This window comes from Mesorhizobium sp. M1169 (genome assembly GCF_040318345.1).
Taxonomy (GTDB): Bacteria; Pseudomonadota; Alphaproteobacteria; order Rhizobiales; family Rhizobiaceae; genus Mesorhizobium.
Genome location: NZ_JAMYME010000013.1, coordinates 24,978 through 49,417, shown reverse-complemented (window position 1 = coordinate 49,417; position 24,440 = coordinate 24,978). Strand labels below are relative to the sequence as shown.

The following is a 24,440-nucleotide window of genomic DNA, read 5'->3' as shown; positions in this document are numbered from 1 at the left end:
AGGTTCTGGCTGGCGGAATTCTCGCCAGCCAGACTGCTTGGAGGCCCACCATGCTTCGAATCCGCGATGCCAGCGTGACTTTTCCGGCCTCGGATGGCCAGGACGTACACGCGCTTGATCACGTCTCGCTCGATATCGCTCCAGATTCCATCGTTGTCGCGGTTGGTGCTTCCGGATGCGGCAAGTCGACATTGCTCAACGCGATCGCCGGCTTCCTGCCGCTCACCGAAGGCACGATCACACTGGACGGAAAAGAAATTGTCGCGCCCGGCGGCGATCGTGGCGTCGTCTTCCAGAAAGATACCTTGCTGCCCTGGGCCAATGTGCTGGACAATGTCGCTCTCGGCCTGAAATACCGGGGCGTGCGGCGCGGTGAACGCCATGAGCGATCGAGGCGTCTGCTGGAACTGGTCGGGCTCGCCGATTTCGCCGAAAAGCCGCCCTATGAACTGTCCGGCGGCATGCGCCAGCGCGTCGGCATCGCGCGGGCGCTGGCCACCGATCCGAAGATCCTGCTGATGGACGAGCCGTTCGGCGCCCTCGACAGCCTGACGCGCGAGACGATGCAGCAGCTTCTGGCCTCGGTCTGGGCCAAGACCGGCAAGCAGATCCTGTTCATTACCCATTCGATCGAGGAAGCCCTCACGCTCGGCACCACCATCGTTGTGATGTCGCCTCGACCAGGCCGCATCGTTGCCCGGTTCGACGCCGACTTCGTTCGCGACTTCGCTGAGAGCGGCGACATCGGGCCGATCCAGTCCCACCCGCGTTTCATCGAACTGCGGCAGGAAATCCGCTCGCTCATCCACCAGCCGGAAGGCGCCCGCACAGGAACCTTGCAATGACGCTTGCCGCCAATTCCGGAACTTCTTTTTCGTCTTCGATAGCTCAGCGCGCGCCGTCTCCCAAGACGCGCCGGTCCGCTTCGACAAGCACGCTCGGCATCAGCCTGGTCACCCTGGCGTCGCTCATCGCCTTGTGGTTTTTGGCCACGCGCTTCGGCTGGGCGTCGCCGCTGTTCCTGCCGTCGCCCGCCGAGGTACTGACCCAATTCAGCGCCGTCTGGGCCGATGGCTATGCCAACGGTACGCTCCTCGAGCACACACTCGCCAGCCTCGGCCGCATCGCCGCGGCGCTCGGTGTCGGCATTTTCCTGGGCATTCCGCTCGGCCTGCTGATGGGACTCAATCGCTGGGTCAAGGGCATCTTCAGCGTTCCGATCGATCTCTACTGGGGTCTGCCGCCTCTGGCCTACCTGCCGCTGCTGATCATCTGGCTGGGCATCGGCGAAACGTCCAAGATCGTGCTCCTGTCGCTGTCGACCTTCGCCCCGATCTGTTTTGCCGCACAGGCCGGCGTCCGGTCGGTGCCGGCCGAACGCATCAATGCCGCGCTGTCGCTCGGTGCGAGCCGGCTGCAACTTTTCACCAGCATCATCCTGCCGTCCGCGTTGCCGGAAATCATGACCGGCCTGAAGATTGCCATCGGCGCCGGATTGTCCACGCTGGTAGCGGCCGAGCTGATCGCGGCCCAGTCGGGCCTCGGCTACATGATCATGTCGGCGGCCAATTTCCTCGCCACCGACGTCGTCTTCGTCGGCCTCATCGTCATCGCCATCCTTGCCTTCGCCTTTACCAGCGGCATGCGCTGGCTGGAGCAGCGCCTCATCCCCTGGAAGGGCAAGATCTGACGCTTGCCTAGACATTCCGCAATCGCTGAAGGAAACAATCCGATGTCCAGCAACACCCGTCCGCTCGACCTCTACTGGTATCTGCCGACCCATGGCGATGGACCGTATCTCGGCACGGACGAGCGGCACCGCCCGGCAACCTTCGGCTATCTCAGGGAGATCGCCCAGGCTGCGGACCGGCTTGGCTTCAAGGGTGTGCTCCTGCCGACAGGAACGCGTTGTGAGGACGCCTGGATCGTGGCGGCCGGGCTGATCCCGCTCACCGAACGGCTGAAGTTCCTCGTGGCACTTCGGCCGGGCAGCGGTACACCGGCGCTGTTTGCGCGTCATGCAGCCACTCTGGACCGCATTTCCGGTGGTCGTGTCCTGCTCAATGTCGTCACTGGAGCCGACCCGGCCGATCTCGCCGGCGACGGCAACAAGCTCAGTCATGACGAGCGCTATGCACAGACCGACGAGTTCCTGACGATCTGGCGGCGAATCCTTTCGGGCGAGCCGGCGGATTTCGACGGCAAATATCTTTCCGCCCATGGCACCGACATTTCCTTCCCGCCGGTTCAGCGGCCGCATCCGCCACTCTGGTTCGGAGGCTCTTCGGATGCCGGCATCGCGATCGCCGCCAAGCACGTGGACACCTATCTGAGTTGGGGTGAACCGATGGACCAGCTTGCCGAAAAGATCGCCCGCGTCAGGGTGGCAGCGGCAGCGAAAGGCCGCACGATGCGCTTCGGGCTTCGCGTTCACCTGATCGTACGCGAAACGGAGGATGAGGCGTGGGCGGCGGCCGACCGGCTGATCAGCCACGTCACCGACGACCTGATCGCCGAAGCCCAGAAGGGATTTGTCCACATTTCGGAATCCGTCGGCCAAAAGCGCATGTCGGCGCTCCATCAAGGCCGGCGCGACCGGCTGGTCGTCGGCCCGAATCTATGGGCGGGACCGGGGCTGGTGCGCGGCGGTGCGGGGACGGCCCTGGTCGGCAATCCCGACAATGTTGCCGCGCGCATTCGCGAGTATCAGGAGATCGGCATCGAAACCATCATCGCGTCCGGCTATCCGCATCTGGAAGAGGCGTTCAACGTCGCTGAATTGCTTTTCCCCAAACTCGGCCTGAATGGCGAAGCCGCACCCCAGGAGCGCAGCTGGGACGTCGAGTTCGGACGCCCCAAAGTCACCGCGTCCGCTTCGTGACGACCTGCCGACAGCGTCGGCCAGGGCGATGTCATGTGGCTTCGCGGCGGCGATCGGAGCGAGGCTGCGGCCAAGTCCAATGACACGGCTTTCGGGAACCGACCGAGAGCAACGAGCGTCCTGGCTAACCGCCGGATAAAGTTAGGATAGGCCATATCCGGCCGCTCAAGCGAGCTCGGCTGGCGTTATCCCAGGAGCCCTCCTGGGATAACTGCTATTGAGGCCGCGGCCGGTCCCTCCGACAGCCTCAGGCGGTAACGAGGTCGCTCACATCGGCCCCGGCACCATCTTGGTCGGCTGCTCCGGCATCGGGAACGCATAATTGTCGCATTTCACGTCCGGGTTCGTCGGGCTGAACATTCCGAGCGGGTTGTCCTTGAACAGCCAGGCGTGAAGGTCGTAGTGGTGGAACTCCTTCGGGATGAGCGGATAATGCCCCTCCATGGGCCCCATGAATGTCTGGCCGAAAAGCTTCGGCGGCTCCTTGGTGTCGGGCGTCAAGGGCACGAGCCATTCCACGCCGACCAGGCGCAATTCGCCGCCGACCGGCTCATAGATCAGCACATTGGGGCGCGTCGGATCCGCGGTCGGGCCGACAGTCGTGACATTGACGAAATGGATGCCCATCGCGCCCTTCGGGTAGTCCATCGCCCCCTCTACCTTTTCGCCGCTGTAGGAGACGCATCCTACCGTCGATAGATAAAGCTCGCGAATGGCAACCTTGTAGTCTTTATACCTGGACAGCGATTTACGCAGGGCATCGATCTCGGCTTTGTCGGGTTCGGCCGCCCGAGGAGTGGCGGCGTTCAGACACGCGCCAACGAGACCTGCCAAGGCGAGGATACCGACACGCCTGAGGTGAGTTGTTTTCATCATGCATTCCTCCCGGATTTTTTTCTTCTGGCCGTGCAGGACCGAGGCGGCAGTGATGCTGGACGCGCGGCCGTAATTGATCGCCTCATCCCGGTTGGGACTGCGTCGATGCTAATCCTTTCCGCTGATCGGGAGAATTAACCCTGACGACCTAGGCCCGAGCGGGCCGACGGTGCAGAGACGGACGGGCCGGGTCCCACTTTGGACCGATGCACTAGCGCCGGCGCAGCAGGCTCCTCATCCGGTTGCGCAGCAGGCGCGCCATGTTGCGGGTTTCGCGGTAGAGGTGAAGCTGCGACGCCGCCTGGCGGGCGGGGCGGTCGGCGTCCGGCGTCAGCCCGATCACCAGCGTGCCCATGGGCTTGCGTTCGCTCCACAGCCGGCTCATCACCGGATGGTCGGGCACCGCGCAGGAATCGGTCATCATGATGTTGGGGTCGTCGAGATGCTGCCTGGTCACCTCGATCATCAGCAGCGTGCCCGGCGAATAGGCAGCGAGCGTCTCGTCATAGGCGGTCTTCCAGGTGTAGGCGACGCCGGCCTCGACGAAGACGACCAGGCAGGCGATGGTGCGGCCGTCGAGCGTCAGCGAATTGATGCGGCAGAGGTCCTGCTCGGCCAGCCGGTGCACCGCTTCGCGGGCGAAGGCGGCGCGGTAGCGGTCGATGGCCATGGCGGTGCGCTCGCGGCCTTTCCAGCCGGCAGCCTCCAGCGTCAGGAAATTCTCGATGGCATGGCGGATCTCGTCCGGCCCGCGCGCCACGACATGCTCCAGCCGGCCGAGGTCGGCAAGGCGGCGCTTCAGGCGGCGGAACTCGCGATAATGGTGGGCGCGCAGCGAACCCTTCAGATATTCCTCGCCGTCGAGCTCGCTTTCGAGCACCGGGCGCTCGGCCTTGCCGGTGGTGACCAGCGTCAGGCCGCGCGTTTCGGCGACGCTGGCGAGCAGGCTCGCCACCGGGCCGTCCAGCCTTATGTCGGGCAGCACGAAGACTTTCGGCAGCTTGAGATGCGGCCTCGACAGCATCGCGAAGAAATCCTCGATGACGCCGATCGGATCGTCGCGGTCGACCAGGGGCGTGCCGATCGGGCCGAACGGGCTCGACCAGGTGCGCATGACGGGAACCCCGAGCGGCACCACCGGTCGCTCGACCGAGAACGGCACCAGCAGGCGCAGCCGGTTGCGATACTGGTCACCGTCGCGGATGACGGCCAGCCGCACCTCGCGGTCCTCGAGCCTGGGCATGGCCGGCGCCAGGAAGCGCGGATTGAAGAAGACGTTGGGCTCGATCGTGCGGGTACAGAGATAGTCGAGCTCCTCGACCAGGTCGAAGCCGGCGGAGGCCGGATAGATGGCAAGTTTGCGCTCGGGCCGGTTGTTGGCGAGGATCTCGACATGGGCGGGGTCGGCTTCGCGGGCAAGCCCGGCAAGGCCGGACACCATGGCGCCCGCCGGGCCGCCGCTGGTTTCCTCGAGCAAGGGGACGGCAGCCATCAGGCGGCTCCTTTGGCGGGCACGAAAATGGCCATGACGATGCCGAGCTTGCGCCAGACCGTAAAGGACAGCGCGCCGGCCTCGAAGATCATGGCGAAGACGGTGGCCATCGCCGCGCCCCACAGGCCGAAGAGCGGGATCAGCACGACGCTAAGCGCGATGTTGAAGGCCAGCGTCATGGCGTAGACGGCGGCGCAGATATTCTGGTTGCCGCTCATGGTGAGCAGGCTTTCGCAAGGGCCGACGGCGGCCCGCGCGACGACGCCGAGCACCAGCAGGAACAGCAGCGGATAGCCGGCGGAAAATTCCGGGCCGAACAGGGTCAGCATCGGCTCGCCCAGGGCCAGCACGAGCAGCGCCATCGCCAGCGACGGCCAGAAGGTCCACGACACGGTTTCGCGGGCAAAGGCGGCGAGCTTTTGCGGTTCGCCATGGGTGAATTGCGCATAGCGCTGGGCGACGCCGGCCTTGACCGCGAAATAGACGAAATGCACCAGCGCAAGCGTCTTGACGGTGGCGAAATAGACGGCGACGTCGTTGGGATGGAGATAGGCGCCGACCATCAGCACGTCGGCATTGGTGAGCAGGAAGAAGAAGCTCTCGACCAGGAAGATCGGCAGCGAGACGATGAACCATTGGCCGAAATGCAGCTTCATCGGCCCGGCCGGGATCCTTTTGTCGATGCGCGAGGTGACGCCGACGAGCTGACCGAGCGTGGTGGCGTAGGTGGCGGCGATCGCGGCGAAGATCGCCGTTCTGGCGTCTGGCGCGTAGCCCGCCAGCAGCATCAGCGCCATGAACGCCAGGATCAGCAGCGGCCGCACCAGAAAGGTCGGCGACAGCGCAAACAGCGCCCAGGAATTGGCCCGCGCCAGCCCTTGCAGCAGGTCGGACATGGCAATCATCGGCAGGCAGATGATGCCGAGGATGAACGGCACGACATAGTAGTCTTCGATAAAGGCCGACAGCAGCCAGACGCCGAGCGCGCCGAGGCCGGCGATCAGCGTCGAGGCAACCAGCACGAACAGCCGGCTGGCCCGCACGATGCCGCGCAGTTCGGCCAGCATGCCGCGCTCGCGATATTCGGGAATGAAGCGGATGATCGAGGTGTGGAAGCCGAGGCAGGCGAGATTGCCGACGATGACCATCGTCACCCACACGAGCACGAAAATGCCGTATTCGAACGACCCCATCCAGCGCGCCATCAAAACCTGGCTGACGAAGGCGATGACGGCGCTGACGATGCGGACCGAAAAGGCGATCAGCGACATGCGGCCGGCCTCGCCGCGCGCGCCGGCGCTGAACAGCACGGCATCGATCAGGCCAAGCAGCGGCCTGATGCGCAGCGCAAGGCGCTGCGGCAGGAACCGCCCGGCTGTCGTCGCCGCGGAAAAGCGCACCCAATACTCTCCGTTTTCCGCCAATTTACAGGGGTTGGGTGTAGCGGAGACACATTAAGAAACGGTTGGGTGAGCTTTCCTTCGCCCCGTCTCTATACGGGGAGAAGGTGCCGGCAGGCGGATGAGGGGCGGCGCTGGCTTACGAAGGTTAGCGCTGGAGAAGGCTCTGGCGACTTGGAGCGGATGGCGATATTGCGCGGTGCGATCGACCTTTGACAATCGAAAATGTTTGGCTCTAATGCCGTGGGCGGAGGGGACATGAGCCAACTTTTAGTTCAGCAATATCTCAACGAAATTGACAGGTTGCGGAAGTTTTCCGGGTCGATCACCGAGGGGGTGATCTCGGAAGCTTTCAAGGATTTGCTCAAGGCGTGGTCGCGGCAGAGCAATCTGCATTTCATTAGCCAATACGAATTTCTATCCCCGCAGAAGAACCGCATCCGTCCCGATGGAACGATCTTACACGATTTGCGCGTACCGCTCGGCTATTGGGAAGCCAAGGACACGGCAGACGACCTCGACGAGGAAATCCGCAAGAAACTGGCCAAGGGCTATCCGCAGGACAACATCATTTTCGAGAATTCAGGCACGGCGGTCCTGATCCAGAATCGGCAGGAAGTTTTTCGCTGCTCGATGACGGACACCGAAAACCTGCTCAAGCTCGTCTCGCTTTTCTTCAAATATGAGCGCGAGGAAATCCGCGATTTCCGCAAGGCGGTCGAACAGTTCAAGCACGACATTCCGGCGGTGTTGACCGCACTTCGTGAACGCATCGACACCGCCTACGAGAAAAATCCGGATTTTCGCGCGGCTGCCGACAAATTCCTGCAGCACGCCAAGGACACGATCAACCCGTCTGTCGGAGAGGCGGACATACGGGAAATGCTGATCCAGCATATCCTGACCGAGGAGATCTTCGCCCACGTCTTCGACAACAGCGACTTCCATCGCGAGAATAACATCGCGAAAGAGCTTTATGCGCTGGAGGCGAAATTCTTCACCGGCCAGATCAAGCGCGAGACGTTGAAGGGTCTGGAGACCTATTATGCGACGATCCGCGCCAATGCGGCGCTGATCTCCAGCCACCAGGAAAAGCAGCAGTTCCTGAAGCTGATCTATGAGAATTTCTACAAGGTCTACGACAAGAAGAAGGCGGACCGGCTGGGTGTCGTCTACACGCCGAACGAGATCGTGAAATTCATGATCGAGGGCGCTGACTGGCTGACGCAGAAACATTTCGGCAGGCAACTCATTGATGAGCATGTCGAGATTCTCGACCCGGCGACAGGCACTGGCACCTTCATCTGTGAGCTCCTGGAGCATTTTCGTGGCCAGCCGCGAAAGCTGGCGCACAAGTACAAGAACGAATTGCACGCCAACGAGGTGGCGATCCTGCCTTACTACGTGGCGAATTTGAACATCGAGGCGACCTATGCCGCGATCTCGGGACAGTTCGCCGAGTTTCCAAACCTCTGCTTCGTTGACACACTGGACAATGTGGGTGGGCTCGGCATCAAGGCCGGCTATCAGCACGACATGTTTGCCGGCCTTTCGGATGAAAACGTCGCGCGCGTCAGGCGGCAGAACAAGCGCAAGATTTCCGTTATCATCGGCAATCCGCCGTACAATGCCAACCAAGCCAATGAGAACGACAACAACAAGAACCGTGACTATCCCCGGATCGACCAGCTCATCAAGTCGAGTTACATCAGGCTTTCGAATTCTTCTGGGCGGTGCTGCGGATCGCCTCGGGCGAGGGCGCGTCGTAGATGCAGAAGCTGCGCTTCTTGTCCGGCGACACGTAGGACTGCAGCCAGGTAACGCCCTTTTCGGCATTGCGCATGACGACACCGCCCAGCGCGTCGGCGCCGGCTTCGTTCATCGGCACGTTGAGGCCGTCCGGGAATGTGCGTTCAATCAGATAGCGAGGCATCGAAGCCTTCCTTTCTCCAGTGGGTCACGCCCGGTTTGAGCGCGGCTCGACATTGATCACGCCCGGCCAGAGCGCACATCGGAACCTTTCCCCATTTTTGGCGGGACGATTCCCTATGTTGGCAGCGTTATGGACGGGGGATATGTTGGCGGGTCCATCGCGGGTCCGCCTTTTTGGCGAACTCGATCTCCGTGAGCGAATGATGCTTCTGGAACGGCAGACACAGCTGGAGCGACTCGACGGGCTGCTGGCCGATGCCGGGCGCGGCCGTGGCTGCGTCGCGGTGCTTGCTGGCGAGGCCGGGGCCGGCAAGACCGCGCTTGTCGAGGCCTTCATCGACCGGACTGCGCAAGCCACGCGCATATTCCGCAGCGCCTGCGAGGATCTGTCGATACCCGATCCGCTCGGGCCGCTTTACGATTTGGCGCGGGACGCGCAATGGGCGCTGCCGCAGGCGATCGATCATCGGCAGGGACAGAGGCTGGCGCTGTTTTCGGATGCACTCGAAATCTTCGAGACAAAGGCGCAGCCGACCCTGCTGGTGATCGAGGACTTGCACTGGGCCGATGATGCGACGCTCGATTTCGTCCGCTTTCTCGGCCGGCGCATCGCCAACAGGCATCTCTTGCTGCTGCTGACGGCGCGCACCGATCGCAGCGAGGGACAGATGCGGGTGCGCCGCGCGCTCGGCGAGATACCGGCAGGCAGCGTCGCGCGCATCGACGTGCCGCTGCTCAGCGAGTCGGCGGTGCTGTCGCTGGCCGAGGCGGCGGGGCGCGATGGCGAGGCTATCTACCGGGCGACGGCGGGCAACGCCTTTTTCGTCACCGAACTGTTGTGCAGCGGATGCGAGGAAAAAACGGCGCTGCCGGCAAGCGTGCGCGACGCGGTTCTGGCGCGGGCCGAGCGCCTGTCGGCCGGCGCCCGCGCGATGCTCGACGCGGTGTCGGTGTTTCCACGGCGGGCCGATGCCTGGGCGTTGCAGGGCCTGTGCGGCGTCGCCAGCGCCGGCCAGCTTGCCGAATGCGTCGCCAACGGCTTGTTGGAGGATCAGGGCGACGGCTATGCGTTCCGGCACGAGATCGCCCGCCGCGCCATCGAGGCGATGCTGACGACGAGCCACCGGCGGCAGTTCAACCAGCGCGCCCTGGCCGCCCTGCTCGAAAACAGTGAGGTCTCCACCGGCCGCCTGGTGCATCACGCGGTGGAGGCGCACAATCTGCAGGCGGTGCGCGAGCTGGCCCCGGTTGCGGCGCGCGAGGCCTCCCGCGTCGGCGCCCATCGCGATGCGGCCGGCTTCTATGAAGCCGTGTTGCGGCAGGCCGACGGCCTGCCGGTGGAGGAGCGCACGGCGCTCCATGAGAAATATGCCTTCGAGTGCCACCTCATCGGCAAGATCGACGAGGCCATCGCCGCGCAGGACCAGGCGCGCCGGCTGCATCAGGCCCAGGGGAATACGGCGAAGGAAGGGGATTGCCTCAGATGGCTGTCGCGCTTTGCTTACCTGCTTGGCGACCGCATGGCTGCCGATGCCCTTGGCGAGCAGGCGGTTCAGCTGCTGGAGACCGCGCCGGCCGGGCCGGAGCTGGCCATGGCCTATTCCAACCTCTCGCAACTGGCGATGCTGGCCGAAAGGCTCGACGACACGCTGCGGCTCGGCAACAAGGCGATTGCGCTCGCCGAACAACTGAACCGGCCCGACATCGTCTGCCACGCGCTCAACAATGTCGGCAGCGCCGAGCAGTGGCTGGATCTGGCAAACGGACGGCTGCACCTTGCTCGCAGCCTGGAGATCGCGCTGGAGCAGAATTTTCAGGAACATGCGGCGCGCGCCTTCACCAACAGCGCCTGCAGCGAGATGAACCAGCTCGGCTTCGCTGAGGCGCGGTCGTTCCTCGATCGCGGCATCAACTATTGCGTCGAAAACGATCTCGTCACCTGGCGCGACTATATGCGCGGCGTGCTGGCCCAGTTGCTGCTGCGCCAGGGGCAATGGGAAGAGGCTGCCGGCGAGGCGCTCGAGGTGATCGCCAACGATCAGGCGACGATGCTGGTCCGCTATCCCGCCGTGGTGGCCCTGGCAAAGTTGCGGATACGGCGCGGCGACCCGTCCGCCGAGCCGCTTTTTGCCGAAATGACGCAGTTCCTGGACAAGGGATTGGAATTGCAGCGGCTGGCGCCCTATGCGGCGCTGATGGCCGAACGGGCGTGGCTCGGCCAGGCTGACAAGGATGAGGCGCTCGGCCTGATCGCACTGGCTGAGAGCTTGTCGACGACGCGGGCGGGTTTCGGCGAGCTGGCGACGTGGCGGCAGAAGCTGGCGCCGGACATGGATCCAGGCGACACCATCGGCATGGCTGCGCCCTACCGGCTGCTGCTCGCCGGCGACTGGCGGGCGGCGGCAGAACTATGGGCCGAGATAAACGCGCCCTACGAACGCGGGCTTGCGCTGGCGCAGGGTAACGAGACCGCGCAGCGTCTGGCGCTGGAGATTTTCGAAAGCCTCGGCGCCCGGCCCGTCGCCCTTCACCTGCGCGATATCATGCGCCGCAACGGCGTCAACGGCATCGCAAGGGGGCCGCGCCGAACTACGCGCGCCAATCGCGCCGGCCTGACCCAGCGCCAGATGGAGGTGCTGCAACTGATCGAGCGCGGCTTCTCCAACAAGCGGATCGCCGAGCAGCTGACCATCTCGCCGAAGACGGTCGATCACCACGTCTCGGCGGTTCTGGGCAAGCTGGACGCGGTTTCGCGGGGTGAGGCGACGGCCGCGGCGCGCGATTCGGGGTTGATTTGAGCCTGTCTTCTTCGGGTCGCGATCCTTCGCGCCCCCCTCTGGCCTGCCGGCCATCTCCCCCTCAGGTGGGGAGATTGGCTAATCGCAAACGCTGGCTCCGCCCTTCGGGCACCTACTCCCCGTGAACGGGGCGAAGGAAAGCAGTGCCTTACGCAAACGCCCCATGACAATGCTTGTATTTTTTCCCTGACCCGCACGGGCAAGCCTCGTTGCGGCCGACCTTGCCCCAGGTCGCCGGGTTCTTCGGGTCACGGTCTTCGGGGGCGACGATGGCGTTGGTCTCCTGGCGGACCAGCACGGCCGTCTCGCCGCCTTCGAAATCGTCCTCGCCGGTGAAGCCGTCGATGTGGCTGCCGAACATGTCGGGGGCCTCGGGCGGCGGCGCTTCCGCCGCCTGGCGGACCAGTTCGACGCGCATCAATTGCGCGGTGACGGCCTGGCGCAGATTGCCCAGCATCGCCTGGAACAGCTCGAACGCTTCGCCCTTGTACTCCTGCAGCGGATCGCGCTGCGCATAGCCGCGGAAGCCGACGACCGAGCGCAGATGGTCGAGATTGACGATGTGCTCGCGCCACAGATGGTCGAGCGTCTGCAGCACCACCGAGCGCTCGACATAGGTCATCACGTCGGGGCCGAAACGCTCGGCGCGCTCCTTGGCGGCGGCCTCGGCGGCCTGGCTGACGCGCTCGCGGATGTCGTCCTCGGCGATGCCCTCTTCCTTGACCCAGTCCTCGACCGGCAAATCGAGGTTGAGGAATTCGGCGATCTCGGCCTTGAGGCCGGCGACGTTCCACTGCTCGGCATAGGCATTTTCGGGAATGTTCTTGGCGACGATCTCCTCGATGACGCCTTCGCGCATCTCGGTGATGGTCTCGGACAGGCCCTCGCCGTCCATCAGCTCGATGCGCTGCTCGAACACCACCTTGCGCTGGTCGTTCGAGACGTCATCGTATTTCAAGAGGTTCTTGCGGATGTCGAAGTTGCGCGCCTCGACCTTCTTCTGCGCCTTTTCCAGCGCCTTGTTGATCCACGGATGGATGATCGCCTCGTCTTCCTTGAGGCCGAGCTTCTGCAGCATGCCGTCCATGCGCTCGGAACCGAAGATGCGCATCAGGTCGTCCTGCAGCGACAGGAAGAATTTCGACCGGCCGGGATCGCCCTGGCGGCCCGAGCGGCCGCGCAACTGGTTGTCGATGCGGCGCGATTCATGGCGTTCGGTGGCCAGCACGTAGAGGCCGCCGGCGGCGAGGGCCTTTTCCTTCAGCCGGGCGATGTCGTCGCGGATTTCCTTTTCCCTGGCCTCGCGCTCGGGGCCGGCTGGCATGTCGCCAAGCTCCTCGGCGATGCGCATGTCGGCATTGCCGCCGAGCTGGATGTCGGTGCCGCGGCCGGCCATGTTGGTGGCAATGGTGATGGCGCCGGGCTTGCCGGCCTGGGCCACGATCGCCGCCTCGCGCTCGTGGTGGCGGGCGTTCAGCACCTCGAAATCCTTAAAACCTTCCTTGCGCAGGCGTTCGGCCAGCTGCTCGGACTTCTCGATGGAAGTCGTGCCGACCAGCGTCGGCTGGCCCTTGGCGCGGGCTTCCTTGATTTCCTTGACGATCGCCTTGTATTTCTCCTCGACCGTCCGGTAGACCTCGTCGTCTTCGTCAATGCGGATGACCGGCAGGTTGGTCGGGATCTCGGTGACGTCGAGATTGTAGATGTTGGCGAATTCCTCGGCCTCGGTCAGCGCCGTGCCGGTCATGCCGGCGAGCTTCTTGTAGAGGCGGAAATAGTTCTGGAAGGTGACCGAGGCGAGCGTCTGGTTCTCCGGCTGGATCGCCACATGCTCCTTGGCTTCGAGCGCCTGGTGGAGGCCTTCCGAATAGCGGCGGCCGGGCATCATGCGGCCGGTGAACTCGTCGATGATGACGATCTCGCCGTTGCGTACGATGTAGTCCTTGTCCCGCTGGAACAGCCGGTGCGCCTTCAGCGCGTTGTTGACGTGGTGGACGATGGCGACGTTCTCGACGTCGTAGAGCGACTCGCCCTTGAGCAGACCCGCATCGCGCAGCATGTTCTCCAGCTTCTCGGTGCCTTCCTCGGTGAAGATCGAGGTCTTCTGCTTCTCGTCGATCTCGTAGTCCTGCGGCTGCAGCTGGATGATGAAGGTGTCGATGGTGTTGTACATTTCCGAACGGTCCTCGAGCGGACCGGAAATGATCAGCGGCGTGCGCGCTTCGTCGACCAGGATGGAATCGACCTCGTCGACGATGGCGTAGCTGTGACCGCGCTGCACCATCTGGGCGCGCTCGTATTTCATGTTGTCGCGCAGATAGTCGAAGCCGAGCTCGTTGTTGGTGGCGTAGGTGACATCGGCGGCGTAGGCGACGCGGCGCTCCTCGTCGGACAGGCCGTGGACGATGACGCCGACCTTAAGGCCGAGGAATTTGTAGACGCGGCCCATCCATTCGGAGTCGCGCGTGGCCAGATAGTCGTTGACGGTGACGACATGGACGCCATTGCCGGCGAGCGCGTTGAGGTAGACCGGCAGCGTCGCCACCAGCGTCTTGCCTTCGCCGGTGCGCATCTCGGCGATGCCGCCATTGTGCAGCACCATGCCGCCGATCAGCTGCACGTCGAACGGCCGCATGCCGAGCACGCGGCGGGCGGCCTCACGCACGGTGGCGAAGGCCGGCACCAGGAGGTCGTCGAGACTGGCGCCGTTGGCGATGTCCTGGCGGAATTTGTCCGTGCGGGCCTGAAGCTCGGCGTCGGAAAGCGCCCGCATCTCGTTTTCCATGGCATTGATCGCCTCGACGCGCGGCCGGGTCGATTTGACCCGACGATCGTTGGAGGAGCCGAAAACCTTACGGGCGAGACCGCCGAGACTGACCATCCAATGGCCCTTTCGATAGCATTCCAAGTCGTTGCGACAGGCGCCGGCTGGCCCCATCAACTCCACGTGAACGCGGACAAACGCAAAAAGCGCCCGGAAAACGGTTCTGGACGCAAAGTCGTTGGACAGATAAGAGGGGGCTCATTCGATGTCAACGCCGCGCTCGCCCTGTCGACCGCGCCAAATTCCGCCACAATCTTGCTGGTCTGGAAGCCATTCCGCTCTAGCTACCCCGCTTTGGAGATAATCGTAATGTCAGTATTGTTCCGCCGCGCGTCGCTCGCCAGCCTTGGTCTGGCATTCGGGCTATCGGCCCTCTCGCTGTCGCCGCTGATGGCACAGGAGGCCGCCCCTGCCCAGCCGGCAGCACCCGCTCCGGCGGCCAAGCCGGTCGATCCGAACGCCGTGGTCGCCACCATCAACGGCCAGACGCTGACCGAGGCAGACCTTGGGCTTGCCGAGGGCGAGCTGTCGCAGCAGTTCGCGCAGCTTCCGCCCGAGCAGCGCCGCGCCGCGGCACTTTCGGCGGCGATCGAAATCCGCGTGATGGCGGCTCAGGCGGTGACCACCGGCCTCGACAAGGACCCCGACTTCCAGCGCCGCATGGCATTCCTGCAGCAGCGCGCGCTGCATGGCGAAATGGTCGAGAAGGGCGTCGTCGACAAGGTTACCGATGCCGAGGTCCGCGCCCGCTACGACCAGGAAATCGCCAACACGCCGCCCACCAATGAGGTGCACGCCCGTCACATCCTCGTGAAGACGAAGGAAGAGGCAGACGCCATCATCAAGCAGCTCGACGGCGGCGCCGACTTCCAGAAGCTTGCCAACGAGCACACCAGCGATCCGAGCGGCAAAACCAGCGGCGGCGATCTCGGCTGGTTCGGACCTGGCCAGATGGTGCCGGAATTCGACAAGGCGGTGTTTGCGCTGGCGGTCGGCAAATATACCGACCAGCCGGTGCAGTCGCAGTTCGGCTGGCACGTCATCAAGGTCGAGGACAAGCGCACCAAGCAGCCGCCGGCGTTCGACCAGGTCAAGGACCAGGCGCGCCAGGCGGTCATCCGCGACAAGTATTTCGCGCTGGTCAAGTCGCTGCGCGCCAACGCCAAGGTCGACATCCCCGATGCGAACCTGAAGAAGACGGTCGACGCGCTGGAAAGCGCCAAATAGGCCAGATTGGGCTACGACAGGGCGCGCTGCCGCCCTGTCGCTTCTATTTGGTAGGGCGAGCGATGATGCGTCGACGCCGCCGCCGGACCGCCGTGGCGTGGTCGGCATCGTCAGCGACTATGCCTTTCAAGACATAGCCGACCGCCCTGCGCAGCGTCGCTTCGTCCTCGTCCAGGCGGTTCGTCAGAAGATGCGTCCAGGCGAACGAGGCAATCAGGTCGGCGACGACAGTGGCATCGACGTCGGCAGTTATCTCTCCCCTTGCCTTGGCGCGTTCGACCATCTGGCCGGTGTGGATGCGACGCCCTCTTGCGTATTCGGCGAGGGCGGCGGCGGCTTTTTCGTCCGACTGCGCCTCGGCAATCAGCGATCTGAACACGCTACCCGACGACGTGTCGCGCCAATGCGCGAACAAGCTCTTCAGGAAGCCGACGAGATCCTCCGCAAGGTTCTCGGTGTCGGGATTGTCGACGCGCTTTTGCCGCTGGTAAACGTCGAGCAGCAAGGCGGCCTTGCTTGGCCACCAGCGATAGATCGTCGGTTTTCCGGCGCGTGCGCGGCGCGCCACCGCCTCGATCGAGAAGCCGGAATAGCCAGCTTCGACCAGTACCGCCTCGGCGGCATCGAGAATCGCATCGGCGCTTTCCGGGCTGCGCCGTGCGCCAGCCGACTTGCGCCCGGGATCGGTGGTTTCGCCCATCTCTTCTTCCTTACCCGCGATTTCGCCAGCCATCATATACAACTCTTGACGAAACGGAACGATCCGTTTTATATGTAACGGAACGTTCCGTAACGATAAGGAGAGTTTGATGAACTCGACCGCCGTGACCCGCTTTTCGCGCCTGCGCTTCGCCCTGCTGGTGCTGCTCGGCGTGTATCCGCTGATCACTGCCATTTTGTACGTGGTTTTTCCGCTGACGCAGGAATGGCAAATCTGGCAGCGCACGCTGGTCATCGCGCCGCTGATGGTCTCGATCATGATCTGGGGACTGATTCCGGGCGTGCAGCAGGCGTTTCGCGGGTTCATCAACCCGGCGGTCCGCTGATGTTCATTCCAGCGCTTGCGACGTTTCCGACGCAACGCGCCACGCGCCATCGGCCAGCACGAGTTCCAGCGTCACCCGCGCCTTGCCGGTCAGGCGCTGCGCCGATTTGTCCTTCGGCACATAGTCGTAGCGCATGGCGAAAACCACGTCGGCACGGTCCTGGCCGTGCGGCGTCACCTCAAGGCTGCCGGGCTCGAGACCGAACGACCACGATGCCCATTGCGCGAACCAGTCGGTCTTGACCTTGACGATCGCCTCGCTGTCGTAGCGCGTGCCGTAGATGATGGCCGACGAACCGTAGAGCCGCTTGACGGTTTCGCGCATTCTCCTGGCATCAGGCGCCAGATAGTTTTCGCGCAAGAATTTTTCGATGGCACCCTCGTCGCCGACGGAGCGTTCGAGCGCAGCCACCTGCGACGCGGGAGCCGGGCTGACGGCCGGTTTCGGTTGCTGGGCAGTGTCTCCGCCCGGAACGAATTCGAAACGCTCGAGCAGCGACCCCTGCTCCCAGGGACGCTGCGCCTCGCGCGTTGCCGAAACGACGTCGCGGCGCACCGCGATCATCATGTCGTTGATGCTCTGTCCGGGTTCCGCCATATGCCGCAAAAGTGCCGCGGCAAACGGCGAGTTGCGTCCCGTCCCGTCCATTGCGACGGCGCCGGGCGCAGTCGAGAAGGCGATGAATGAGCCGCGTGTCGACTCGAACTGGGCAAGACCGGCGAGAGCCGTCGCCGAGCGCGTCGTGGCGCTGCGGCTGAGACTTCGGGCAAACGGGTTGTTGCGGCAGGCATCGAGGAAGACCAGGCTGACCTTGGTCTGCTGCTCCATGATGTCGAGAACCTCGTCGATCGGCACCGCCTCGAGCTGCAGCTTGACCGGCATGTCCAGCCGGGCGTCGACCGGCACGATGAAGTTGCGCCCGTCGACCTGCAGGCCGTGGCCGGCATAGTAGAACAGCCCGGCACCGGCACCCTGCAGCGCATCGGAGAATTCGCCGATCTTGCGTTCGAGCTCGCGCTTGCCGAGATCGTTGCCTTCGATCACCTCGAAACCGATGGCGCGCAGCTTGTCGGCGATGTCGAGCGCATCGTTGACGGGATTGGCCAGCGTGCCGGCTTCGGCGTAGCTGCCGTTGCCGACCACAAGCGCCACGCGCCGCGCCGTCTGCGCATCGGCGCGCAGCAGCAGAAAGCCCAGAAACGCCAGTGCCAAGACCACAAGCCTGCCCATGGGGAAGGATCATAGCGCTATCGGTCGCAGCGACGCCAACAAATTTGCAACAGCCTGCTTGCTGCATGAGGCGGTGTCAGGCTTCCGGCACCCGTAACGGCTGTGAAACGCCTTGCGCCAGCGCGTGCTATCGGGCAAACCGGCGTTCCTTTCGCGATTTTTCCCGCCCGGGGTCTTCCATGTCCACACAGGTTTCGCCGCTCGCGCCGAAGAAATATCCCAAGATGCCGGTGATCGAGGGCGTGCGCATCGCCACCGCCGAGGCCGGCATAAAATACAAGAACCGCACCGACTTGCTGGCCATGGTGTTCGACGCCGGCACCACCGTCGCCGGCGTGTTCACCAGGTCGAAATGCCCTTCGGCGCCGGTCGATTTCTGCCGGCAGAATCTCGTGGCTGGCAAGGCACGCGTGCTGGTGGTCAATTCCGGCAATGCCAATGCCTTTACCGGCCAGAAGGGCCGCGCCTCGACGGCACTCACGGGCGAGGTGGCGGCGAAAGCGGCCGATTGCACAGCGGGCGAGGTATTCCTGGCCTCGACCGGCGTGATCGGCGAACCGCTCGACGCCGGCAAGTTCAGCCATCTGCTGGCCGGGCTGGTCAAGGACGGCAAGCCGGAATTGTGGACCGAAGCCGCCAAGGCGATCATGACTACCGACACCTATCCCAAACTGGCGACCGCGACGGTCAAGCTCGGCGATGCCGACGTCACCATCAACGGTATCGCCAAGGGCGCCGGGATGATCGCGCCCGACATGGCGACGATGCTTTCCTTCATCGCCACCGATGCGCCGATCGCAGCACCGGTGCTGCAGGACCTCCTGTCGCGCGGCACGGCCAAGACCTTCAACGCGGTTACCGTCGACAGCGACACCTCGACCAGCGACACGCTGCTGATGTTCGCCACGGGTGCTGCCGCCAGGCGCGGCGCGCCGGCAATTTCCGACCCCAAGGATGCGCGCCTCGGCGCCTTCCGCCGTGCCCTCGGCAAGGTGCTGAAATCGCTGGCACTGCAGGTGGTGCGCGACGGCGAGGGCGCCCGCAAGCAGGTCGAGGTCACCGTCACCGGGGCCAAATCGGCCCGCTCGGCCAAGCGCATCGCGCTGTCGATCGCCAATTCGCCGCTGGTCAAGACGGCAGTCGCCGGCGAGGACGCCAATTGGGGCCGCGTCGTCATGGCCGTCGGCAAGGCCGGCGAACCGGCCGACCGCGACCTTCTGTCGATCTGGTTCGGCGATAACCGCCTGGCCTATCAGGGCGAGCGCGACGCCGCTTATTCCGAGGAGGCGACTTCGGCGTATATGAAGCGCGACGAGATCCGCATCCGCGCCGACATCGGCATCGGCCGCGGCAAGGCGACGGTGTGGACCTGCGATCTCACCAAGGAATATGTCGCCATAAACGGCGATTATCGGAGCTGATGGCGTTGGCTTCCAGACATCCGGCAAGCGTGTTGGCGATCGTGCGCCGCTATGAGGCGGCCGGCTTTCGCGCCTGGCCGGCGGCCGCCGTCCATTATGACGGCACCTGGGTGGTTCGGCTGACGGCCGGCCACCCGGCCAAGCGGCTGAACTCGGTCAATCCGCTCGATCCGGGCGACATCCAGCACATTGCCGAGCGCATCGGTCGCGCCAGCCGCCGCTTCGACGCCTATGGCAGGCCGCTGACCTTTCGCATCTCGCCGCTGTCGGGGCCGGATCTTTCGAAGTACCTCGACGGCGAGGGCTGGAGCATATTCGCGGAGTCGCTGGTCATGCGGCTGCCGCTGGCGGACGCCACGCTCGACGACGCCATGGACCAGATTCCGTTGAAGGACATCAGCCGTTTCATCGGCGCGGCGCTCAAGGTGAGCGGCTCGGATGTGTCGCTGCGGCCGGGCCTGTCGGAGATCATCGGCGCCATCCAGCCGGAGGCCGGGCTGTTTGCGCTGGAGGCCGGCAGCGAACCGCTGGCAACGTTGATCTGCGTGCATGACGGCGACCTTGCCGGCCTGTTCGAGATCGCCACCGACAGGTCGGTGCGCAACCAGGGCCATGGCCGCCATCTCATCCGGTCGGCGCTGAAATGGGCGCGGCTGCGCGGGGCGCGGGAAGCCTGGCTGCAGGTCGAGGCGGACAACGCGCCGGCGCTGGCGCTCTACCGTTCGCTCGGATTCGACGAAGTCTATCGCTATCGCTATCGCCGGCCACCCGGCGCATGAGCGGCTTGGATACGATCGGCAAACGCCTGCTCCTGGTCGCGGCCTGCGCGCTGGTCGATGCCGACGGGCGCGTGCTTTTGGCGCAGCGGCCCGAAGGCAAGCAACTCGCCGGCCTGTGGGAGTTTCCGGGCGGCAAGGTCGAGCCCGGTGAGACGCCGGAACAATGCCTGATCCGCGAATTGTACGAGGAGATCGGCATCGAAACCGACATCCCTTGCCTGGCGCCACTCACCTTCGCCAGCCATTCCTACGATGATTTTCACCTGCTGATGCCGCTGTTCGTCTGCCGTCGATTCCGCGGCATTGCCCAGCCGAAGGAAGGCCAGGTGCTGAAATGGGTGCGGCCGCGCCAGATGCGCGATTTTCCAATGCCGCCGGCCGATGCCCCGCTGATCCAGTTCCTCATCGATCTGCTGTAATGGCCGACCTGCCGTAAATCGGGCAGCGCCGCAACGCGCTGGCAGCAGCGTTAATGAAAGATTTATCTGACCGTGAAAAATTGACGCCAGGCGGTTACGCCGATTCCACCGCTGGGGAGCGATTTGCATGAGCCTTGAAAAGGACTGGGACTCGCCTTGGCCCGACCGCCTTCCTGGCGCCGCCAATGCCGGCATGGGAATATTGCGCATCGCCCTCTTGTTCGGCTCGGCCGCGGTGGCTCTGGCCTTGATCGCGACGCCCTACCTCGACAGCCGGACCCGCTCGCAGTTTGCCCGCGACGGGCTTGATACGATGAGCACCGGCTCGATCGGCCAGCGCGATAGCTATACGCTACGCAAGAGCGTGCTGCAGCCGCTGCCCAGTTCGGTCTGCGTTATACGGGCCGATGGCAGAAGCAGCGGCGACTGCTGACTCCTCAACAGATCTCTAGGATTCGGCTGGTTCCTAGAATGCAGCTGGTTCACCGCGCGTTAAGCCTGTCGCATTAACCTTTCTTAACGGGTCGGCGCTAGGTTCGGGCAAGAGGGATAGGCGCCCATGAAAATGTTGCTGCAACGATTTTTAGAAGACGAGAGGGGTGCGACGGCTATCGAATATGGTTTGATCGTCGCCGTTCTGTCGCTTGCCATTGTCGCTGGTATTGGCCAGGCTGCCGGCGCCATCCAGTGGTTGTTCAGCGACAACAGCAGCAAGCTTGCCAACGCTTTTGCACAGTGACCTGCTTAGCTTTTGCGTGGGATACGCTTAGCTTTTGCGCAAGGATGCGCTCAGGGGCCGCCGGGGTTTTCCAGGATTGTCTTCAGCGATATTTTTGCGGAGCCCGGCTTCAGCGGCTTTTGCTGAGAGGCATCGGGCGCCCAGCCTGACATCCAGACCACCGAGAAACTCGCCCTGACGCGGCCATCGGCATCCGAAAACCGCTCCGCATAGATTTCGGCGGCGCGCGCGAACAGCGCTCGCGTGCCCGGCCGCCTGCTGCGGTCGACAAGCGCGCTGGTCTCGCCCATGGCGCGCAGATCGGCGACCAGGCCAAATAGCGAATCGTAGCGCACCGTGATCGTCTCGACGTCGGCAACTGGCAGTGCCAGGCCGGCGCGCTGCAGCAGCGCGCCGGCGTCGCGGACGTCGGTGAACGGGATCACACGCGGGCTGGCGCCGCCATAGAGTTCGGTCTCGGCGGCAAGCAGGCTTTCGCGCAGTTCGGAGAGCGTGCCTGTGCCGGCGAAGGCGCCAAGGAAAAGCCCGTCCGGCTTCAGCGCCCGGCGGACCTGCACCAGCATGCCGGGAATGTCGTTCATCGCCTGCAGCGACAGCAGCGACACTGCGAGGTCGAGGCTTTCCGGCTCGAATGGCACGGTTTCCAACGGCGCCAACAGTCCTGGCTGGCCACCCAGGAAAGCGGCGTCGGCCTCGACGCGCACGTTTTCCGTCACCTTGCCGCTTTCGGCGAGCACCTCTGCTGCAGCCGGCGTCTGGCAAAACAACGAGGCCGCCTTGCCGAACCCGCGTTCGACGGCGCCGAGCCGGTCGGCAAGATCCTCGGCCGCCCGCCGCATGAGGAAATCCGCGCCGGCGATGGGGCGGGCCAGTGCCCGGCGCTTGCGCGCCAGCCAGAGCGAGGTGTCAATTACAGGCTGCAATGGGCAGGTCCTTGTGCTTCGCTCTCTGATATAGTGATGCGGAGGACCAACCACGTGGCCGATCCCATGCCAGAGATCAAGCGTAGTGCGATCAAGAGCATTGCCCGCAAGGCATTGGGCTGGCCAGCGCGCCTCTTGTTCCCGCCGGTCTGTGCCGGCTGCCGCCGCCATGTCTCGCAGCCCGGCGTGTTGTGCGGCGCCTGCTGGCCGAAACTCAGGCTGCTGGAACGGCCGTGGTGCCCGGTGATGGGCACGCCGTTCACCCACAATATGGGTGAGGGTTTCCTGTCGGCGGAGGCGATAGCCGACCCGCCGCCGTTCGAGCGCGCGCGGGCGGCGGTCGCCTATTCCGGCGTTGCCCGCCAGATGGTGCAAGGGCTGAAATACCAGGACCGCACCGATCTGGCGCCGTGGATGGCGCGCTGGATGCTTCGCGCCGGTGCCGAGCTCATCGCCGAGGCCGACGTGGTCGTGCCGGTGCCGCTGCACTGGCGGCGTTTCTTCAGGCGGCAGTTCAACCAGTCGGCGGAACTGGCGCGGGCGGTGGCGCAGCTCGGGGAGCGGCCTTTCGCGCCATCAGCCATCAGGCGCGTCAAACTCACGCGCCAGCAGGTCGGGCTTGAGCGGCGGGAACGCGAGGAAAATGTTCGCGCCGCATTCAAAGTGCCTGATGAGGCGGAGATCGAAATCGCCGGCCGCCGGGTGCTGCTGATCGACGATGTCTACACCACCGGCGCCACCGTCCGCGCGGTCGCCAAGGCGTTGAAGAAGGGCGGTGCCGGCGCGGTCGACGTACTGACCTTTGCGCGTGTGCTGCCGGGGGACTTTCGGGCCGACGAATCGGCGCCTATATAGCCTAGGAACGAGGCAGGATTGCTGACCGATGGTCGATGTGACGATCTACACGCGGATGATGTGCGGCTATTGCACCGCGGCCAAGCGGCTGCTCGACAGGAAGGGTGTCGCCTACACCGAGCACGACGCCTCCTTTTCGCCGGAGTTGCGCCAGGAGATGATCTCCCGCGCTCACGGCCGTTCCACCTTTCCGCAGATATTCATCGGCGACACGCATGTCGGCGGCTCCGACGATCTCCACGAATTGGAGGCGGAAGGACGGCTGGACAAATTGCTCGCCAACGGCTCGGCCAGATAAGGACATGACGATGGGTGGTTTCAAGGCGGCGGCGATCCAGATGCGTTCGGGAACCAGCCCGGAGCGCAATGCGGTCGATCTGGAACGGCTGGTGCGCGAGGCAGCAGGCCTTGGCGCGACCTATATCCAGACGCCGGAAATGACCGGCGCGCTGATCCGCGACAGCCAGGCGCGGGCCGCTTCCTTCACCTCCGAAGACAAGGACATCGTCGTCTCGACGTCGCGGCGGCTGGCCAGCGAGCTCGGCATTTTCCTGCATATCGGCTCGACCGCCATTCTGCGCGCCGACGGCAAGCTTGCCAACCGCGCCCTTCTGTTCGGGCCGGACGGCGCCAGGATTGCCACCTACGACAAGATCCACATGTTCGACGTCGATCTCGACAATGGCGAGAGCTGGCGCGAATCCGCCGCCTATGAGCCTGGCACCGAGGCCGTCGTCGCCGAAATCAATGGCGCGAAGCTCGGCTTTGCCGTCTGCTACGATCTGCGCTTTCCGCAGCTGTTCCGTGCCGAGGCGCTGGCCGGCGCCGATCTGCTTTCGGTGCCCGCCGCCTTCACCCGCCAGACCGGCGAAGCGCATTGGCACGTGCTGCTCAGGGCGCGCGCCATCGAGAACGGCGCCTATGTGGTTGCCGCCGCGCAAGGCGGCGTGCACGAGGACGGCCGCGAAACCTATGGCCATTCGCTGATCGTCGATCCCTGGGGCCGCATCGTCGCCGAAGCTGCGCATGACGAGCCGGCGGTGATCGTCGCCGAGATCGACCCGGCGCAGTCAGTCGCCGCGCGCAAAAAGATACCGAATCTCAAAAACGCACGCGATTTTGCCGTAAACGCCGGTTCGGCGGAGGCAATGCCGCTGAGGGGTGCCGCCTCTTGATCCGCTTTTCCCTGATCTGCGAGCACGAGCACGAGTTCGAGGCCTGGTTCCGCAGCAACGACGATTTCGACACCCAGAAGAGGCGCGGTTTCGTCGATTGCCCGGCCTGCGGCTCGCACAAGGTCGACAAGGCGCTGATGGCGCCTGCCGTCTCCACCGGGCGCAAGCGCGAAAGCATCGCGCTGGCCATGGGCGAGGCGCAGAAGCAGGCGCTGGCGCAGCTCAAGGCGCTGGCCGACAAGGTGCGCGAGAATGCCGACTATGTCGGCGACAAATTCGCCGAGGAAGCGCGCAAGATCCATTTCGGCGAAAGCGATCCGCGCGGTATCTATGGCGAGGCGACGCTGGACGAGGCCAAGAGCCTCGCCGAAGACGGTGTCGAGTTCATGCCTATTCCAAGCTTCCCCGACGACCGCAACTGAG

General features: G+C 64.4%; 23 protein-coding genes and 1 pseudogene. 16 read left to right on the top strand and 8 right to left on the bottom strand.

Annotation, left to right across the window (positions count from 1 at the left end; genetic code table 11):
- Positions 1–50 precede the first annotated feature (50 nt).
- The 3 genes from NKH41_RS15435 to ssuD are packed head-to-tail and all read left to right on the top strand — an operon-like array spanning position 51 to position 2,881.
- On the top strand, positions 51–845 hold the full coding sequence (locus NKH41_RS15435) for a taurine ABC transporter ATP-binding protein (RefSeq protein ID WP_352471351.1): 795 nt from the start codon (positions 51–53) through the stop codon (positions 843–845).
- On the top strand, positions 842–1,690 hold the full coding sequence (locus tag NKH41_RS15430) for an ABC transporter permease subunit (RefSeq protein ID WP_352777465.1): 849 nt from the start codon (positions 842–844) through the stop codon (positions 1,688–1,690). The genes NKH41_RS15435 and NKH41_RS15430 overlap by 4 nt, the downstream gene beginning before the upstream one ends.
- Positions 1,691–1,732: 42 nt before the next feature.
- Complete coding sequence (gene ssuD / locus NKH41_RS15425; RefSeq protein ID WP_352769890.1) at positions 1,733–2,881, top strand: FMNH2-dependent alkanesulfonate monooxygenase; 1,149 nt, start codon at positions 1,733–1,735, stop codon at positions 2,879–2,881.
- Between the two features lie 267 nt (positions 2,882–3,148).
- Here the strand turns inward: ssuD and NKH41_RS15420 are convergent, their stop codons facing one another.
- From NKH41_RS15420 to NKH41_RS15410, 3 genes are all read right to left on the bottom strand, one after another.
- Positions 3,149–3,757 (bottom strand): hypothetical protein, encoded by a 609-nt coding sequence (locus NKH41_RS15420; protein ID WP_352769887.1) that lies wholly within the window; start codon positions 3,755–3,757, stop codon positions 3,149–3,151.
- A 211-nt stretch (positions 3,758–3,968) separates the two neighbouring features.
- Positions 3,969–5,249: a GNAT family N-acetyltransferase gene (locus tag NKH41_RS15415; RefSeq protein ID WP_352769884.1), complete on the bottom strand. Its 1,281-nt coding sequence runs from the start codon at positions 5,247–5,249 to the stop codon at positions 3,969–3,971.
- A complete protein-coding gene (locus NKH41_RS15410) occupies positions 5,249–6,649 on the bottom strand; it encodes a lipopolysaccharide biosynthesis protein (RefSeq protein WP_352769882.1) in 1,401 nt (466 codons plus the stop codon). Before NKH41_RS15410 ends, NKH41_RS15415 begins: the two co-directional genes overlap by 1 nt.
- 225 nt (positions 6,650–6,874) lie before the next feature.
- Between NKH41_RS15410 and NKH41_RS15405 the strand changes: the two are divergent.
- Positions 6,875–8,302: pseudogene (locus NKH41_RS15405) on the top strand (N-6 DNA methylase); the annotation flags it as partial.
- A 55-nt stretch (positions 8,303–8,357) separates the two neighbouring features.
- On the opposite strand, the gene NKH41_RS15400 reads toward NKH41_RS15405, so the two are convergent.
- Entirely contained in the window at positions 8,358–8,531 is a 174-nt protein-coding gene (locus tag NKH41_RS15400) for a DUF4242 domain-containing protein (protein WP_352770046.1), read from the bottom strand.
- Between the two features lie 253 nt (positions 8,532–8,784).
- Here NKH41_RS15400 and NKH41_RS15395 point away from each other — a divergent pair, with 253 nt between their 5' ends.
- Positions 8,785–11,379 (top strand): helix-turn-helix transcriptional regulator, encoded by a 2,595-nt coding sequence (locus NKH41_RS15395; RefSeq protein ID WP_352777470.1) that lies wholly within the window; start codon positions 8,785–8,787, stop codon positions 11,377–11,379.
- 148 nt (positions 11,380–11,527) lie between these two features.
- Here the strand turns inward: NKH41_RS15395 and secA are convergent, their stop codons facing one another.
- Complete coding sequence (secA, locus tag NKH41_RS15390; RefSeq protein WP_352617241.1) at positions 11,528–14,260, bottom strand: preprotein translocase subunit SecA; 2,733 nt, start codon at positions 14,258–14,260, stop codon at positions 11,528–11,530.
- A 252-nt stretch (positions 14,261–14,512) separates the two neighbouring features.
- Here secA and NKH41_RS15385 point away from each other — a divergent pair, with 252 nt between their 5' ends.
- A complete protein-coding gene (locus tag NKH41_RS15385) occupies positions 14,513–15,430 on the top strand; it encodes a peptidylprolyl isomerase (protein ID WP_352456658.1) in 918 nt (305 codons plus the stop codon).
- A gap of 43 nt (positions 15,431–15,473) precedes the next feature.
- On the opposite strand, the gene NKH41_RS15380 is transcribed toward NKH41_RS15385, so the two are convergent.
- A complete protein-coding gene (locus NKH41_RS15380) occupies positions 15,474–16,130 on the bottom strand; it encodes a TetR/AcrR family transcriptional regulator (RefSeq protein WP_352933064.1) in 657 nt (218 codons plus the stop codon).
- A 109-nt stretch (positions 16,131–16,239) separates the two neighbouring features.
- Here NKH41_RS15380 and NKH41_RS15375 point away from each other — a divergent pair, with 109 nt between their 5' ends.
- Positions 16,240–16,476, top strand: a complete 237-nt coding sequence (locus tag NKH41_RS15375) for a putative antibiotic biosynthesis monooxygenase (protein WP_352769874.1) — start codon at positions 16,240–16,242, stop codon at positions 16,474–16,476.
- Between the two features lie 3 nt (positions 16,477–16,479).
- On the opposite strand, the gene NKH41_RS15370 is transcribed toward NKH41_RS15375, so the two are convergent.
- Positions 16,480–17,706 carry a caspase family protein gene (locus tag NKH41_RS15370; RefSeq protein WP_352769870.1) on the bottom strand — a complete coding sequence of 409 codons (1,227 nt, stop codon included), beginning with the start codon at positions 17,704–17,706 and terminating at the stop codon, positions 16,480–16,482.
- A 179-nt stretch (positions 17,707–17,885) separates the two neighbouring features.
- Here NKH41_RS15370 and argJ point away from each other — a divergent pair, with 179 nt between their 5' ends.
- The 5 genes from argJ to NKH41_RS15345 all read left to right on the top strand — a co-directional run bounded on the left by argJ (position 17,886) and on the right by NKH41_RS15345 (position 21,064).
- Positions 17,886–19,127: a bifunctional glutamate N-acetyltransferase/amino-acid acetyltransferase ArgJ gene (gene argJ / locus NKH41_RS15365; RefSeq protein ID WP_352471333.1), complete on the top strand. Its 1,242-nt coding sequence runs from the start codon at positions 17,886–17,888 to the stop codon at positions 19,125–19,127.
- Positions 19,127–19,906, top strand: a complete 780-nt coding sequence (locus NKH41_RS15360; RefSeq protein WP_352570524.1) for a GNAT family N-acetyltransferase — start codon at positions 19,127–19,129, stop codon at positions 19,904–19,906. The genes argJ and NKH41_RS15360 overlap by 1 nt, the downstream gene beginning before the upstream one ends.
- A complete protein-coding gene (locus NKH41_RS15355) occupies positions 19,903–20,325 on the top strand; it encodes a (deoxy)nucleoside triphosphate pyrophosphohydrolase (protein WP_023677979.1) in 423 nt (140 codons plus the stop codon). The genes NKH41_RS15360 and NKH41_RS15355 overlap by 4 nt, the downstream gene beginning before the upstream one ends.
- Positions 20,326–20,452: 127 nt before the next feature.
- Positions 20,453–20,758, top strand: coding sequence for a hypothetical protein (locus NKH41_RS15350; protein ID WP_023677980.1), 306 nt, complete (start codon positions 20,453–20,455; stop codon positions 20,756–20,758).
- A 126-nt stretch (positions 20,759–20,884) separates the two neighbouring features.
- Positions 20,885–21,064 (top strand): Flp family type IVb pilin, encoded by a 180-nt coding sequence (locus NKH41_RS15345; RefSeq protein ID WP_023677981.1) that lies wholly within the window; start codon positions 20,885–20,887, stop codon positions 21,062–21,064.
- 50 nt (positions 21,065–21,114) lie between these two features.
- Here the strand turns inward: NKH41_RS15345 and NKH41_RS15340 are convergent, their stop codons facing one another.
- Positions 21,115–21,987 (bottom strand): methyltransferase domain-containing protein, encoded by an 873-nt coding sequence (locus NKH41_RS15340; RefSeq protein ID WP_352769866.1) that lies wholly within the window; start codon positions 21,985–21,987, stop codon positions 21,115–21,117.
- 54 nt (positions 21,988–22,041) lie between these two features.
- Between NKH41_RS15340 and NKH41_RS15335 the strand changes: the two genes are divergently transcribed.
- Genes NKH41_RS15335 through NKH41_RS15320 form a run of 4 tightly spaced genes read left to right on the top strand, consistent with a single transcriptional unit; the run spans position 22,042 to position 24,439 of the window.
- Positions 22,042–22,842, top strand: a complete 801-nt coding sequence (locus tag NKH41_RS15335) for a ComF family protein (protein ID WP_352570523.1) — start codon at positions 22,042–22,044, stop codon at positions 22,840–22,842.
- Between the two features lie 28 nt (positions 22,843–22,870).
- The gene (grxC, locus tag NKH41_RS15330; RefSeq protein WP_352743855.1) at positions 22,871–23,140 is read left to right on the top strand and encodes a glutaredoxin 3; all 270 of its coding nucleotides are present in this window, start codon (positions 22,871–22,873) and stop codon (positions 23,138–23,140) included.
- Positions 23,141–23,150: 10 nt separating this feature from the next.
- Positions 23,151–24,017 carry a carbon-nitrogen hydrolase family protein gene (locus NKH41_RS15325; RefSeq protein ID WP_352769863.1) on the top strand — a complete coding sequence of 289 codons (867 nt, stop codon included), beginning with the start codon at positions 23,151–23,153 and terminating at the stop codon, positions 24,015–24,017.
- The gene (locus tag NKH41_RS15320) at positions 24,014–24,439 is read left to right on the top strand and encodes a DUF1178 family protein (RefSeq protein ID WP_352471325.1); all 426 of its coding nucleotides are present in this window, start codon (positions 24,014–24,016) and stop codon (positions 24,437–24,439) included. The genes NKH41_RS15325 and NKH41_RS15320 overlap by 4 nt, the downstream gene beginning before the upstream one ends.
- Position 24,440 lies beyond the last annotated feature (1 nt).

Bases quoted from the DNA above. Each gene is read 5' to 3' on its own strand.
- NKH41_RS15435 (WP_352471351.1), top strand. From the start codon at position 51: ATGCTTCGAATCCGCGATGCCAGCGTGACTTTTCCGGCCTCGGATGGC.
- NKH41_RS15430 (WP_352777465.1), top strand. From the start codon at position 842: ATGACGCTTGCCGCCAATTCCGGAACTTCTTTTTCGTCTTCGATAGCT.
- ssuD (WP_352769890.1), top strand. From the start codon at position 1,733: ATGTCCAGCAACACCCGTCCGCTCGACCTCTACTGGTATCTGCCGACC.
- NKH41_RS15420 (WP_352769887.1), bottom strand. From the start codon at position 3,757: ATGATGAAAACAACTCACCTCAGGCGTGTCGGTATCCTCGCCTTGGCA.
- NKH41_RS15415 (WP_352769884.1), bottom strand. From the start codon at position 5,249: ATGGCTGCCGTCCCCTTGCTCGAGGAAACCAGCGGCGGCCCGGCGGGC.
- NKH41_RS15400 (WP_352770046.1), bottom strand. From the start codon at position 8,531: ATGAACGAAGCCGGCGCCGACGCGCTGGGCGGTGTCGTCATGCGCAAT.
- NKH41_RS15395 (WP_352777470.1), top strand. From the start codon at position 8,785: ATGCTTCTGGAACGGCAGACACAGCTGGAGCGACTCGACGGGCTGCTG.
- secA (WP_352617241.1), bottom strand. From the start codon at position 14,260: ATGGTCAGTCTCGGCGGTCTCGCCCGTAAGGTTTTCGGCTCCTCCAAC.
- NKH41_RS15385 (WP_352456658.1), top strand. From the start codon at position 14,513: ATGTCAGTATTGTTCCGCCGCGCGTCGCTCGCCAGCCTTGGTCTGGCA.
- NKH41_RS15380 (WP_352933064.1), bottom strand. From the start codon at position 16,130: ATGGGCGAAACCACCGATCCCGGGCGCAAGTCGGCTGGCGCACGGCGC.
- NKH41_RS15375 (WP_352769874.1), top strand. From the start codon at position 16,240: ATGAACTCGACCGCCGTGACCCGCTTTTCGCGCCTGCGCTTCGCCCTG.
- NKH41_RS15370 (WP_352769870.1), bottom strand. From the start codon at position 17,706: ATGGGCAGGCTTGTGGTCTTGGCACTGGCGTTTCTGGGCTTTCTGCTG.
- argJ (WP_352471333.1), top strand. From the start codon at position 17,886: ATGTCCACACAGGTTTCGCCGCTCGCGCCGAAGAAATATCCCAAGATG.
- NKH41_RS15360 (WP_352570524.1), top strand. From the start codon at position 19,127: ATGGCGTTGGCTTCCAGACATCCGGCAAGCGTGTTGGCGATCGTGCGC.
- NKH41_RS15355 (WP_023677979.1), top strand. From the start codon at position 19,903: ATGAGCGGCTTGGATACGATCGGCAAACGCCTGCTCCTGGTCGCGGCC.
- NKH41_RS15350 (WP_023677980.1), top strand. From the start codon at position 20,453: ATGAGCCTTGAAAAGGACTGGGACTCGCCTTGGCCCGACCGCCTTCCT.
- NKH41_RS15345 (WP_023677981.1), top strand. From the start codon at position 20,885: ATGAAAATGTTGCTGCAACGATTTTTAGAAGACGAGAGGGGTGCGACG.
- grxC (WP_352743855.1), top strand. From the start codon at position 22,871: ATGGTCGATGTGACGATCTACACGCGGATGATGTGCGGCTATTGCACC.
- NKH41_RS15325 (WP_352769863.1), top strand. From the start codon at position 23,151: ATGGGTGGTTTCAAGGCGGCGGCGATCCAGATGCGTTCGGGAACCAGC.